Source organism: Streptomyces sp. NPDC002935, from assembly GCF_040611295.1.
GTDB lineage: Bacteria > Actinomycetota > Actinomycetes > Streptomycetales > Streptomycetaceae > Streptomyces.
The window spans coordinates 46,166-59,595 of sequence record NZ_JBEXNW010000022.1 but is presented as its reverse complement, the minus strand read 5'-3'; the positions used below and the strand labels follow the sequence as shown (position 1 = coordinate 59,595).

General features: G+C 69.1%; 12 protein-coding genes. 8 read left to right on the top strand and 4 right to left on the bottom strand.

Annotated elements, in window-relative coordinates; translation table 11 throughout:
• Positions 1–7: 7 nt before the first annotated feature.
• Positions 8–607, top strand: a complete 600-nt coding sequence (locus ABZX90_RS27285) for a hypothetical protein (RefSeq protein WP_355208978.1) — start codon at positions 8–10, stop codon at positions 605–607.
• Between the two features lie 20 nt (positions 608–627).
• On the opposite strand, the gene ABZX90_RS27280 is transcribed toward ABZX90_RS27285, so the two are convergent.
• The gene (locus ABZX90_RS27280) at positions 628–1,680 is read right to left on the bottom strand and encodes a chitinase (protein ID WP_355208975.1); all 1,053 of its coding nucleotides are present in this window, start codon (positions 1,678–1,680) and stop codon (positions 628–630) included.
• 308 nt (positions 1,681–1,988) lie between these two features.
• On the opposite strand from ABZX90_RS27280, the gene ABZX90_RS27275 reads away from it, so the two are divergent.
• From ABZX90_RS27275 to ABZX90_RS27255, 5 genes are all read left to right on the top strand, one after another.
• On the top strand, positions 1,989–2,408 hold the full coding sequence (locus tag ABZX90_RS27275) for a hypothetical protein (protein WP_351124525.1): 420 nt from the start codon (positions 1,989–1,991) through the stop codon (positions 2,406–2,408).
• A gap of 18 nt (positions 2,409–2,426) precedes the next feature.
• Complete coding sequence (locus ABZX90_RS27270) at positions 2,427–4,814, top strand: bifunctional polysaccharide deacetylase/glycosyltransferase family 2 protein (RefSeq protein WP_355208972.1); 2,388 nt, start codon at positions 2,427–2,429, stop codon at positions 4,812–4,814.
• The gene (locus ABZX90_RS27265) at positions 4,815–6,260 is read left to right on the top strand and encodes an acyltransferase (RefSeq protein WP_355208969.1); all 1,446 of its coding nucleotides are present in this window, start codon (positions 4,815–4,817) and stop codon (positions 6,258–6,260) included.
• A gap of 218 nt (positions 6,261–6,478) precedes the next feature.
• Positions 6,479–8,017, top strand: a complete 1,539-nt coding sequence (locus ABZX90_RS27260) for a M12 family metallo-peptidase (RefSeq protein WP_351124534.1) — start codon at positions 6,479–6,481, stop codon at positions 8,015–8,017.
• A 221-nt stretch (positions 8,018–8,238) separates the two neighbouring features.
• On the top strand, positions 8,239–8,934 hold the full coding sequence (locus tag ABZX90_RS27255) for a demethylmenaquinone methyltransferase (RefSeq protein ID WP_355208966.1): 696 nt from the start codon (positions 8,239–8,241) through the stop codon (positions 8,932–8,934).
• Positions 8,935–8,997: 63 nt separating this feature from the next.
• Here ABZX90_RS27255 and ABZX90_RS27250 read toward each other — a convergent pair whose 3' ends face one another.
• Entirely contained in the window at positions 8,998–9,330 is a 333-nt protein-coding gene (locus ABZX90_RS27250) for a PASTA domain-containing protein (RefSeq protein WP_355208963.1), read from the bottom strand.
• A gap of 81 nt (positions 9,331–9,411) precedes the next feature.
• Positions 9,412–9,918 (bottom strand): GNAT family N-acetyltransferase, encoded by a 507-nt coding sequence (locus tag ABZX90_RS27245; protein ID WP_355208960.1) that lies wholly within the window; start codon positions 9,916–9,918, stop codon positions 9,412–9,414.
• A gap of 98 nt (positions 9,919–10,016) precedes the next feature.
• Here ABZX90_RS27245 and ABZX90_RS27240 point away from each other — a divergent pair, with 98 nt between their 5' ends.
• The gene (locus ABZX90_RS27240; RefSeq protein ID WP_351124544.1) at positions 10,017–11,318 is read left to right on the top strand and encodes a geranylgeranyl reductase family protein; all 1,302 of its coding nucleotides are present in this window, start codon (positions 10,017–10,019) and stop codon (positions 11,316–11,318) included.
• Between the two features lie 192 nt (positions 11,319–11,510).
• Here ABZX90_RS27240 and ABZX90_RS27235 read toward each other — a convergent pair whose 3' ends face one another.
• Positions 11,511–12,347, bottom strand: a complete 837-nt coding sequence (locus ABZX90_RS27235) for a C40 family peptidase (protein ID WP_355208956.1) — start codon at positions 12,345–12,347, stop codon at positions 11,511–11,513.
• Between the two features lie 713 nt (positions 12,348–13,060).
• Between ABZX90_RS27235 and ABZX90_RS27230 the strand changes: the two genes are divergently transcribed.
• Positions 13,061–13,420, top strand: coding sequence for an NADH-quinone oxidoreductase subunit A (locus tag ABZX90_RS27230; protein ID WP_007383963.1), 360 nt, complete (start codon positions 13,061–13,063; stop codon positions 13,418–13,420).
• Positions 13,421–13,430: the final 10 nt, after the last annotated feature.

The window sequence follows — 13,430 nt, the reverse complement described above, 5'->3', positions numbered from 1 at the left end:
CCGCGCCGTGCTGACACTTCACGTAGCCGAGCAGTCGACCGGGACCTCGGTCCTGGTCGACGGGGCAGCCGTCGCCGCCATCGGCCCGTACGAGAAACTGGCCGCCGCCCATCCGGACGCCAAGGTGCGGCGCTGGCCCGGCATCCTGACGCCGGGACTGCTCAACCCGTACGGCCCGGAGCTCCTGGAAGCCATGTACCACCCGGACCCGCGCGAGGCCGACGGCTTCGGCACCGAGCCCATCGGCGGGGAGCGGGCCAAGCGGATCTTCCGCGCCGATCCCGCACGCGTCGGCGCGAGCGCGCGTCGCGGGATCCAGCGGATGCTGGCGCACGGCACGGTGGCGGTGGGCGGGGAGCTGCGGTCGCGGGTCGTGGTCGACGCGGTGCGCAGGGTCGGCCTCGCGGTGGGGCGGCGGCCGGACCGGCTCGTGGGTCCACCGGCGCTGTCCCCGACCCCGCTGATCATGCTGCCGGGGCTCGTGCCGGGCGGTCCCGCCCGGTTCGCCGTGTTCGACGTGGCGGACCGCGCCGAACTGGTCCGGCGCGGTGCGGGGACCTGCGTGGCGACCGTGATCGGCGGGCGGCTGGTGTACCGGAGCCGCTGATCACGGCACGTGCCGCCGGCTCAGCCCGCGAACGCCTTCGCGAACGCCCCCGAACTCTGCGTCACCCCACTGCAGTCGGTCGCCGCGTCAGTCGCCGCGTCATCGGACGCAGAGTCATCGTCCCCGCACTGCTGGTCCCGGAACGTCGACCACATCGACACCCAGGCCACCCCCTTCTTCTCGGCGAACGCCCGTACCTGCGCCGCGTCCGAGAGACCGAACGTCTCGTTGTCCACGTCGTTGACGCCGATCATCGAGGTGAGCGCGAGCCCCTGCCAGGCGCTCGTGCCCGACAGTCCGAACACGTCCTTCAGCTGTTCGTGGGCCGCCTCGGCCGACGTGATCGCGTAGTCGCCCATGTCGTCGGCGTACGAACTGCCGTAGTTCATGGTCATGATGTTGACCGTGGAGACCTTCACGGAATGGTCGTTGGCGGACTCCAGGAGTGCCAGCCCGTCGTCGTCGAGGCCGGAGGGCATCACGGGCAGGGTGAAGGTCACCGTCAGATCTGCGCGCTCCTGCTGGAGCAGCGCGATCGCCTCGGAGCGCAGCGCGACCGAGCCGGAGTCGGTCAACTGCTCGCCCTCGACGTCGAAGTCGGCCTGCGTGGAGCCGGCGGCGTCCAGTGCCGCGCCGTAGGCCGCCGCGAGCTCGCTCGCGCTGTCGCACGTCGACGCCAGCTCCTTGCCGGACGCGCCGCCGAACGACACCCGCACACCCGCGCCGGACTTCTTGAGCGCCGATATCCGGGACTTCACGGCCGCGTCGCCGATGGCGTCCGTCCCGTTCCACGCCGGTGTGCAGTCGCTGCCGTCGGCGATCACGAAGGCAAGGTTGTAGGTGGTCGGCGACCCCGTCGCATCGGTGTCGGCGGCGGTCGTGGCGCTCACGTACGGGGCGTACGAAGTGGCCGACGACTCCGTCGAGCTCGGGCTCGGTGACGACGCCGTGGCCTTCTGTCCGGGCCGCGCGGACGCCGCGTCCGAGGAGTCGCCGCCGCCCGAGGAGCACCCCGCACAGGCCAGGGCCACCAGGCAGACGGCCCCCGCGGCCGGCTTCAGGAAACTCCTCATTACGTACGCACCCGCTCTCATGATTTCTGTCCCAGGATGGAAACAAACGGTCGTTTCTCGATTGGAAATGTGTCACACCCGGACCGGAATGCCGAATGGAGATCATGAAGGGGAATCGCGGGAGAGGGTGCCGACAAAGGGGGTGAAGCGGACTATGAAATGGTGCATATCTTCCAAATCCATCTGGGCTGAGCTGCGCGGACGCTCCTCGATTCTCATAGAGAAAATACAGGTTGGGGCATCCCTCATGGGCCCCTCACACAGAAAGCAGAGTTTCCGACACATAAATGCGTCCTAACGTCTGCTGAATGCAAACCGAGTCCGCCATCGAAAACCATGCCCAGGTGCGTGGCCGCCGCCGCAAACGCGGCAGCGGGGCCGTGGACGGCCCCGTGTTCGTTGACAACTCCGGGCGCCGCGCCCGCCTGCTGCGCAGAATCGGCACGCTGGTCGGCGTCGTCTGCCTCGGCTACGCCGTCGTGCTCGGCATGGCCTTCATGGGCTATGGCACCTCGCTGACGCCGTCCTCACTCCTCCCCTTCGACGGCGGCCGGGCCGGCTCCGCACCCGGCGGGGGTTACGGCACGCAGCAGGGCGGCAATGCCCCCGGCGGCGCTCCGACCGGAGTGCCGACGGGCGCGCCGCCGTCGGGTGCGCCCACCGGGTCCGCGCCCTCCTCCGCTCCCACGACAACCGCCGGGGCGTCCGCCTCCACCGGCGCCAACTGACGGGGACGCACCCACCTCATGGCTACGAAGACGCCCGCACGCGGCCGTCGGCGCGCCCCCTCCAAGATGGAGCGGGCCGCCGGCAAGGCCGCGGCGCTGCAGAAACCACGTGTCATCCTCGCCCTGCTGCTCCTGCTGGCGCTCATCTGCGTGATGCTGCTCGACGGCTATCTGCGCTCCGAGATCGGCAACGACGCGCGGGTGCGTGACGGCGCGGCCTACGACAAGGTCCCCGAGAAGATCCTCGACGGCGGGCCCATCCTGAGCTTCGTCAACGGCGCCGCGAAGACGCAGTCCGTGCCGAAGAAGACCATCGTGCTGACCTTCGACGACGGGCCGACCGCGAACTGGACGCCCGAAGTCCTCAAGGTCCTGGAGGAGAACGACGTCGAAGCCACCTTCTTCATGGTCGGCTCGATGGTCTCCCGCTATCCGGGCGTGGTGAAGACCCTGGTGGACCAGGGCAACGAGGTCGGCATCCACACCTTCACCCACGTCGACCTCTCCTACCAGAGCACCGCGCGCCTCCAACGTGAGCTGAAGCAGACGCAGTTGGCCCTCGCGGGTGCGGCCGGCGTCACCACCACCCTGTTCCGCGCCCCGTACTCGTCGGAGATCAGCGCCGTCGACAACTACAGCTGGCCGGTCTACAAGGAGCTCGGCAGCCTCGGCTACACCAGCGTCTTCGTCGACACCGACAGCGACGACTGGAAGAAGCCGGGCGTCTCGAAGATCGTCCAGTGGGCGACACCGAAGAAGAATCAGGGCGCCATCGTCCTCTTGCACGACGCGGGCGGCGACCGCTCGCAGACGGTCGAGGCGCTCGGCGCGTACATCAAGAAGATGAAGGCGAAGGGCTACACCTTCACCACCGTCAGCGGCGCCCAGGCCAAACTGAACCGGTCCGCGGCCCAGGCCTCCGGCACCGGATCGGCCAACGGATCGGCCACCGGATCGGGCAACGGATCGGCCACAGGGTCGGCCACAGGGTCGGCCACGGGGTCGAACCTTCCTCCCGGTCAGCAGGCGGGCGGCGGGCAGGCGAACGGGCAGCAGGCGGGCCCCGGTTCGGCCGGCGCGGGCGCGAGCGGCGCCGCGCAGGCCGCCCAGCGGAAGGCCACCGGCGCGACCCTCTACGAGGGCAAGGCGCTCGTCTACGCCGTGGCGGTCGCCGAATGGGTCGTACCGGCGCTGTCCTGGTTCCTCGTCGTCGTCGGCGTCGCCGTCATGGGCCGGTTCGGGATGATGCTGATCCTGGCCCGCCGTCACTACCGGCAGCGCAACCGCAGTCGCGGCCCGGGCGGGAAGTTCAGCTGGGGGCCGACGGTCACCCGGCCGGTGACCGTGATCGTGCCCGCGTACAACGAGAAGGAATGCATCGCCAACACCCTGAAGTCGCTGGCGAAGAGCACGCATCCGATAGAGATCATCGTGGTCGACGACGGTTCCGAGGACAACACCTCCGAGATCGCCGAGTCGCTCGGCATGCCGAACGTCCGCGTCATCCGGCAGGAGAACGCAGGCAAGCCGGCCGCGCTCAACAACGGTGTCCGCAACGCGAGTTACGACATCGTCGTGATGATGGACGGCGACACCGTCTTCGAGCCGGACGCCGTGCACCAGCTCGTGCAGCCCTTCGCCGACCCGGAGATCGGGGCGGTCGCCGGCAACGCCAAGGTCGGAAACCGCGCCACCATGATCGGCGCCTGGCAGCACATCGAGTACGTGATGGGCTTCAACCTCGACCGCCGCATGTACGACCTGCTGCGCTGCATGCCCACCATCCCCGGCGCGATCGGCGCGTTCCGCCGGGACGCGGTGCTGGAGGTCGGCGGCATGAGCGAGGACACGCTCGCCGAGGACACGGACATCACCATCGCCATGCACCGGGCGGGGTGGCGGGTCGTCTACCAGGAGCACGCCAGGGCCTGGACGGAGGCGCCCGGTTCGCTCAAGCAGCTGTGGTCGCAGCGCTACCGCTGGAGCTACGGCACCATGCAGGCGCTGTGGAAGCACCGCAAGTCCCTGACGGACAAGGGGCCTTCGGGCCGCTTCGGCCGCGTGGGCATGCCGCTGGTGGTCCTCTTCCAGATCGTCACACCGGTCTTCGCGCCGCTCATCGACGTGTTCACGCTCTACTCGATGATCTTCGTGGACTTCCAGGCCGCGCTCCTCGCCTGGCTGGCCGTCCTCGCGGTCCAACTGATCTGCGCGGCCTACGCGTTCCGGCTCGACCGAGAGAAGTACCGCTACCTCGCGATGCTGCCGCTGCAGCAACTCGCCTACCGCCAGATGATGTACCTGGTTCTGATCCACTCCTGTGTCACGGCCCTGACCGGCGGCCGCCTCCGCTGGCAGAAGCTCAAGCGCACGGGCGAGGTCGGAACCCCGGCAGGAGTGAGCTAGATGAGCTGGGGCGCGGAACAACCGGGGCAGCAGGGGTACGGAGACGGGTACGGCCCCGGGTACGGGTACGGGTACGGCCCCGGGTACGGGTACGGCCCGGGGTACGGGTACGGCCCGGGGTACGGGCAGCAGTCCGAGCAGCCGGTGCCGTACGGGCCGCCCTACGAGCAGCAGGTGCCGTACGGACAGCAGCCCGAGCAGCCGATGCCGTACGGGCATCCCGTCCGGTACGAGGAGCCCGTCCCGTACACCCAGCCGGTGCCGTACGAGGAGCAGTGGCAGTACGGTCCCGAGACCCCTCGTGAAGGCGGTCCCGAGAGCCTTGCTGCAGAGGCTCCCGAGACCCCTCCCACGAATCCTCCTGACGACTCTCCCGAGGAGCCTTCGGAGGAGTCGCCCCCGAAGCCGGGAGCAGGGGGCCGTGACCGCTACTTCGACGCCCTCCGCGCCGTCGCCCTGGTCCGCGTCGTCACCTATCACACCTTCGGCTGGGCCTGGGCCGGCATGGTCTTCCCGTCCATGGGCGTGATGTTCGCGCTCGCCGGAACGCTGATGGCCAGGTCCCTGGAACGCCCCGCGGTGAAGGTGGTCAGAAGCCGGATGCGGCGACTGCTGCCGCCGTTCTGGTTCTGGGGCCTCTTCGTCGTGGTGGCGATGATGATCCACGGCTGGATGCCGGGCTGGCAGATCGTGTTCTGGATCGTCCCGGTCGGCGACCCGCCGGGCAACCAGTGGGGCGTCCAGGCCTGGGAGATCCTCTGGTACCTGCGGACGTACCTCTGGTTCGTGCTGCTCTCCCCCCTGCTGCTGAAGATCTTCCGCAAGGCCCCGATTCCGGTCCTGCTCCTCTCCCTCGTCCCGATCGTGGTCTTCCAGTACGGCTGGCAGCCGCCGTACGACCGCCTCGGCAGCGCCCTCACGGACCTCGCCACGTACCTCTTCTGCTGGCTCGTCGGCTTCGCGCACCGCGAGGGCGTGCTCCAGCGTCTGAAGCCGGGTGCGGTGGTCCTCGCGTCGCTGGCCGCCCTCGCCTACGGCGGCTGGTACGCCCTCGCGCACCAGGCGGATTTCGGCACCTACGACCTCGACGAGGTTCCCCTCGCGCAGGCCTTCTGGTCGGCGGGCTTCGTGACGCTGCTGATGTACTTCAAGGCGTACTACGACGTCGACTTCGCCTGGCTCGCCCGCTTCAAAAGGCTCGACCGTACGGTGACGATCTTCAATGGCCGAGCGGTGACGATCTACCTCTGGCACGAAATCGCGCTGATCCTGGCCGTCCCCTTGATCGACCAGTTCTGGAAGGTGCCCGCCTTCGAGAAATGGCTGCCGCTGGAGAGCCAGTGGTTCATGTTCGGCATCGGCTGGGTGCTGATCTGGATCGCGATCCCGCTGTTCGGCTGGGTCGAGGACGTGGCCGCCCGGAAGAAGCCGAAGCTGCTGCCGTGACGACGACGGCGGGCGGCCCCTGAGCCGGCCCCTGACGCCGCCCCCGACTTCCCCCGTCGGGCGAGCGGCACGGGTGAGGGGCCGACTGGACGTGGCCCGGCCGGTATCCGAGTGAACCTCGCCCCGGTTGGCCGTGCGAGGACGCGTACAACGCGCCGGGCGCGATCTTGGTTACGGAACATGAGGACAAATCCCCCACAGAGAGGCTGACGTACCTCATGCGTCGTTCCCTGCTCGCCGGCTCCACCGCGGCGACCGCCCTCACCGCCGCCTTGTCACTGGCCCTGAACACACCAGCCGCCGGAGCCGCCGCCGGCGGCGGGCATGAGCCCGAGCCGTGGGTGAAACGCAGCGCCGTGATGCGCACGGACGCCCGGGAGTTCCATTCACTGTGCCGTAAGCCGAAGGACGGGGTGCCCGAGGTCCGCACGTTCCCTCTCTTCAAGCACGGCAAGGGCTTCACGGCGATCGAGGACTTCAGACGCCTGGAACCGAACGGCACGGTGTTCTGGTCCGGCCATGACCCGAAGCACCCCGAGAACACCATTTCCGTGTCCGTCATCGGAGCCTGCACCGCCGGGCCGGTCACCCTCTCCGGCGAGATCGAGGCGGGCTTCCGCCAGTATCTGTACAAGCCGCTGGCCAAGCGGCCGGGCAGGTACCTGCTGCAGGAGATCGATGCCCTGAAGCTGCCCCCGAGCGGACAGGGCGTCGACACCGTGACCGCGGCGCCGACCCGGTCGGTCAAGCCGCACAAGCCGGGTCTGCGGATCGCCACTCCCGACAATCCCGCGGCCATCGACATCGTCGTCGCCTACACCCCGGCGACCGTCACCGAACTCGGTTCGGTCGCGGCGGTCCAGAGCCGGATCGACTACGGCGTGAACCAGCTCAACAAGGCACTCGCGACCAGCTTCGTGCCGGCCAGCGTGCATGTCGTCAACACCTACCAGACCCAGGCGACCGGCGTCGCCCGTGAGAACGCCGGAACCCTGCTGAGCATGATCAGCAACCCCACGAACCTGACCCTCGGTACCACGGCCGCCGCCCAGCGGGCCGCCTTCGGCGCCGACCTGGTGGCGCTCATCGCCGCCATCCCCGCGGAGGACAGTTCCGGCCAGGCCAACCTGCCCACCCCGGCGGGCCCGACGACCAGCAACAACGCCTTCTCGGTCACCAGCGCCTTCTCCATCACGGCGTGGGAGAACCTCGCGCACGAGATCGGCCACAACTTCGGTCTCAAGCACGACCGCAAGACGGTGGTGGCCCAGGGCGGCACGACTCCCGTGGGCACCGACAACTACGGCTGGGTCACCGCCGACCAGCGGCACCACACGATCATGGCCTACTCCAGCGCCTGCACCCTGGCGTGCACGGTCGTCAACCAGTACTCCAACACCGTCAACCAGCTCAACGGCCAGGCCCTCGGCGACGAGAACAACAACAACGCCGCCAACGCGACGAGGGCCGCCGAGTTTCTGGCGGGCTATCGGACCTCCCTGGTCACCAACCGGGTCTCCCTCACCATGGCCTCCAGCCCCGTCGCCGGAGGCAGTCTCAGGCCGAGTGAGTACGGCCCGTACGACCCCGGTGCGCAGGTCACCGTCACCGCCGAGGCAAACCCCGGCTTCCAGTTCAGAGGCTGGCAGGTCGACGGTGTGCTCCAGGCCGACACCACGCTCAACTACACGATCACGATGAACGCCAACCACACCATCACTGCGCTCTTCACCGAGATCCCGGAGCCTCCGCGGTAGTACCCGGCCGACGGCAGAGCCCGTCGGGCCGACGGCAGGAGCCCGCCCGACGGCAGGAGCCCGCCCGCCCGACGGCGGACACCGGAGCGCCGGACAGCGCCGCACCCGCCCCCGTGGTTCACGGGGGCGGGTACGGCGCTTTTCCCGTGTGCGGGGAACAGAGCCCGATTCCCGGCCGGGCGCCGGAGAGTCGTCCACCCCGTACTGCCACAATGGGGACCGTGACCCGCGCATCCCTGGACAAGCAGCCGCACGAAGTCGCCTCGATGTTCGACGACGTGGCGGAACGGTACGACCTGACGAACGACCTGCTGTCGCTCGGCCAGGACCGGGTGTGGCGCAAGGAGGTCGCGAAGGCGGTCGACGCGCGCCCCGCGCAGAAGATCCTGGACCTGGCGGCCGGTACCGCGACCTCGTCCCTCCCCTTCGCCCGCACCGGCGCGTACGTCGTCCCCTGCGACTTCTCCCTCGGGATGCTCCGCGTCGGCAAGCGGAACCACCCCTGGCTGCCGCTGACGGCCGGTGACGCGACCAAGCTGCCCTTCAAGGACGACACCTTCGACGCCGTCACGATCTCCTTCGGGCTGCGCAACGTGCAGGACACCGACACCGCGCTCAGCGAGCTGTACCGCGTGACGAAGCCCGGCGGACGCGTCGTGATCTGCGAGTTCTCGCACCCCACCTGGGCGCCGTTCCGCACGGTCTACACCGAGTACCTGATGCGCGCGCTTCCCCCGGTCGCCCGCGCCGCCTCCTCCAACCCCGAGGCGTACGTCTATCTCGCCGAGTCCATCCGCGCCTGGCCGACCCAGCCGGAACTGGCCCAGCGGCTGCTCAAGGCCGGCTGGTCGAAGGTCGCCTGGCGCAACCTGACGGGCGGCATCGTGGCCCTCCACCGGGGCTACAAGCAGGCCTGAACCGCCGGGACCGACCGCCTGGACAACCACCCGCGACCTGACGCCGGTGAACCCGAGGGCTTCCTACCTGAGGACCTCGAACGGGTCGCCGGGCTGGTCGAGTTCGCGGCGCAGCCCGCCCGACGGCGGACAGGGCGGCCGCGGTTCGCGGACCCCGGCGCCGCCCTCCGCGTCCCCGAGGTCGAACCACACGGTGACGACGGCTCCGCGTGGCACTTCGGCCCCGGGCTGCGGAAATTGCCGTACGACGTAGTCGACGACCGTCCGATGGAAGTCGGGCCGGTCGGGCGCGGCGAGCAGCACACCTCGCGCCTCTGCCGTCTCACGCGCGTCCACGGCCATCAGACCGACGAGCCGCGGTACGCGCACTTCGGGTGTCTTGGGTGTTATGCGCACAGACGTCACCCCCAGCGGTACCGGAAGGGTAAGCCTCGCCCGTGCCCTTCCGGAAGCCGTGAGAAGACCTGCGGGACTCCGTCAGAGGGCCAGCCGGTAGCGGTGGCCCTCCTGCCGCGACGAGGGCAGCGTGAACCGCTCGGCGAGCTCCATGCCGAGCCGCCGCGTCACGGCGATGGAACGGGCGTTGCCCGCGTTGACCATGGCGACGACATCCGTGACGCCCGCCGCGCGGACCCGCTCCAGGGTGGTCCGCGCGGCCGCCGTGACGTACCCCTTGCCCCAGTGCGCCCGTCCCAGCCGCCAGCCGATCTCGATCTGCCCGGTCGGCCCCCAGGCGTGCGGCCACGGCTGCGCGCCGGTGAAGCCCAGTACCTCGTCCTCGGGGCCGACCATCGTCCACAGGCAGAACCCGTGCTCCGCGTCGTGCCGCCGCTGGCGCGCCGTGAGTTCCTCATAGACGGACCGCTCGGCCGCGCGGCCCCCGTGGAACTCCATGACCTCGGGGTCGTCGAAGACCCGGTGCCACGCGAGAGCGTCCTCGTCGGTGGGGACACGCAGTCGTACTTGGGGGAGAGCTCGGTTCACGGGGCAGCCCTTCAGCCGGGTGATCGGTACCGCTGCATAGACTGCCCATGTCCAGTGCCCGTCGGCACGTTGATTTCGAGTCTTGGGGAGACCCCGCCGTGACCGAGCCCCAACCCCTCTCCGAAAACACCGCCGACGTCATCGTCGTCGGGGCGGGGCCAGCCGGTTCCACCACCGCGTACTACCTGGCGAAGGCGGGGCTCGACGTCCTGCTCCTGGAGAAGACCGCGTTCCCGCGCGAGAAGGTCTGCGGCGACGGTCTGACACCGCGCGCCACCAAGCAGCTCGTGTCGATGGGCATCGACATCTCCGAGGAAGCCGGCTGGCTCCGGAACAAGGGCCTGCGCATCATCGGCGGCGGTGTACGCCTCCAGCTCGACTGGCCGGATCTCGCCACCTTCCCCGACTACGGGCTCGTGCGGAAGCGGGACGATTTCGACGAACAGCTGGCGCGGCAGGCGCAGAAGGCGGGCGCGCGGCTCTACGAGCGCTGCAACGTAGGCGCCCCGATCGTCGACGACCGCACCGGCCGCATCACCGGCGTCCACGCGAAGCTGGGCGACGCCGACTCCAAGGAGAAGCGCGAGGTGACCTTCCACGCCCCTCTGGTGGTGGCCGCCGACGGCAACTCCACCCGCCTCTCCCTCGCGATGGGCCTGCACCGCCGCGAGGACCGCCCGATGGGCGTCGCCGTCCGTACGTACTTCACCTCGCCCCGTCACGAGGACGACTACCTGGAGTCCTGGCTGGAGCTGTGGGACCGCCGCGGCGCGGAGGACCGCCTGCTGCCCGGCTACGGATGGATCTTCGGCATGGGCGACGGCACCTCGAACGTCGGCCTCGGCGTCCTCAACACCTCCGACTCCTTCAAGGAGCTGGACTGGCGCGAGGTACTGAAGGCCTGGTGCGCCTCGATGCCGGAGGACTGGGGCTACACCCCCGAGAACATGACCGGCCCGATCCGCGGTGCCGCCCTCCCGATGGCCTTCAACCGTCAACCGCACTACACCAAGGGCCTGCTGCTGGTGGGCGACGCGGGCGGCCTGGTGAACCCCTTCAACGGCGAGGGCATCGCCTACGCCATGGAGTCCGGCCAGATCGCCGCCGACGTCATCGTCCAGGCCCACGCGCGCGCCACCCCCGGCCAGCGCGAACTGGCCCTCCAGCGCTACCCGCGCGTCCTCAAGGACACCTACGGCGGCTACTACACCCTCGGCCGCGCCTTCGTGAAGCTCATCGGCAACCCGAAGGTCATGAAGATCGCCACCCAGCGGGGCCTGACCCACCCGATGCTGATGAAGTTCACGCTGAAGATGCTCGCGAACCTCACCGACCCGACGGGTGGCGACGCGATGGACCGCATCATCAACGGCCTCTCGAAGGTGGCCCCCAAGGCCTGACCGGAGTAGCCGCCCGAGCGGTCACCGGGACAGCTCCGACTCCTCGGCGGCGCGACGGGCCACCACCCGCTCGCGCCGCCCGGCCATGCCTTGCCACCTGCCACCTGCCACAGGGCGTCGCGGGGCGTACGCGGACAGCCCGAAGGACCGCTCCCCGCACAGGAAGCGGCCCTCCGGGAAGACACCCGCGGGTCAGAGCACGCGCACCGCGCCCGTCGCCGGGTAGCCCGAAAGGTCCTGGATCACGACGCCCTTGGAAGGGTTGGCCGCGTCCAGGTACTGACCGTTACCGATGTACACACCGACGTGGTACGCCGAACCGGCAGAACCCCAGTACAGGATGTCGCCGACCTGGACATTCGACAGCGAAACCGGCGTACCGGACGTCGACTGGTCCTGCGAGACGCGCGGCAGGTCGACGCCGACCTGCTTGAACGCGGCCTGCACGAGACCGGAGCAGTCCCACGCGTTGGGTCCGGTGCCGCCCATGACGTACGCGTCGCCGACCTGCGCCTTGAGGAACGCGACCACGGTCGCGACGCTGCCGCTGGCCGGGGCCGCGACGTTCGTGGACGTCGATGCGCCGGCGGAGAGGACGGTCCGCGCCGAGGAGCGCGAGACGGCCTCGGCCGCTGCGGCCTTCCGTGCGGCCTCGGCGGCCTTCTTCTTGACCTCCGCCTTCTTCTTGGCGTCGGCCAGGTCGGCCTTGGCCTGCTTGGCGGCCTTGGCGGCGGCCGCGTCGCGCTCCGCCTGCAGCTCGTAGTTGGCCGCGGCCTGCTGCGTGGCGTCCGCGGACTCCGCGACCTGGGTGGCCAGGTCGGCCGTCAGGGTCGGCAGTTCGAGGGTCTGCGTCACGGGCTCGGCAGCGTTCGCCGAACCCGCCGCTCCGGCCACTGCCAGGGTGCTGAGGACGCCACCGGCAACTCCGGCGCGCATCGCGAGCGACGAGGCGTTGCGGCGGGGCTTCCGGTGGCTGCGTATGTGTGCGGTGTGGGACATGGGTACTAGCGGTACCAGGGGCTCCTCCATACCTTCAAGAAACGTGTGGTGCGCCACAGTTGTTCAATCGACGGCCGAATTCGTCGCGCGTCACTCTTTATTGACGCCGTAACGGGCATTGCGGACACCGTCCACCAAGCCCGTGATCATGGCCTTTCAGCATTACGTCCGAATTGCCCGCCACCTACCACCGGTTGAAGCCGATGGCCAAGCCCGGCTTATCTGACCCATAGGTAGATGTGGCGCAGGTCACGGAACGGTCACCCGGGCGGTCGCGTCCCGCGCGTGGACCCGGGCCGCTCCTCGCTCGTGAACGCGTGCACGTGTCCACACCCGTCCGCGGACCACCCCGGAAGTGTGAACGCGGTCCTCTATCAAGGGGGTGTGCCCAGCGCCAATTTGCATGCGGAGGAAGTCTCTTGATATTGAGACGCCCCCCTGGGCCTGCGGCGATGAGCGAAAATGTCACATCTGGTGATCGACCTGACGCTTCGCGTGTGAAGATCACTGCTCATCCGACTTCATGATCGTTCGTCAGGTGGTGGAGATCACAAAGCTTGTGCAATACCCCGTGTCGCAGATCACAGACCGCCGGGCATAAGATGCGAGGCAGTTGGGCTTGTGACCTGCTTCACATGTCCGCGATCTTCGCCGGGACGGGTGGGGTTCGTGGCGCTGACGAGGCAGGAGCGCAGGCTCGTCGAACCGCCACCAGTCAGTGCCGACTGAGAGGAGCGAGGAGCGTGAACGCGTATGCGCCGATCCTCGTACTGGGAGCCCTCGGGGCAGGCTTTGCGATCTTCTCCGTGGTCATGGCCACGCTGATCGGTCCGAAGCGGTACAACCGCGCCAAGCTCGAAGCGTACGAGTGCGGCATCGAGCCGACCCCCACGCCGGCCGGCGGCGGGCGGTTTCCCATCAAGTACTACCTGACGGCGATGCTCTTCATCGTCTTCGACATCGAGATCGTCTTCCTCTACCCCTGGGCCGTCACCTTCGACGCCCTGGGTGTTTTCGGGCTCGTGGAGATGTTGCTCTTCGTGCTCACCGTCTTCGTGGCGTACGCATACGTATGGCGGCGCGGCGGCCTGGAATGGGACTGAGGGGCCTTTA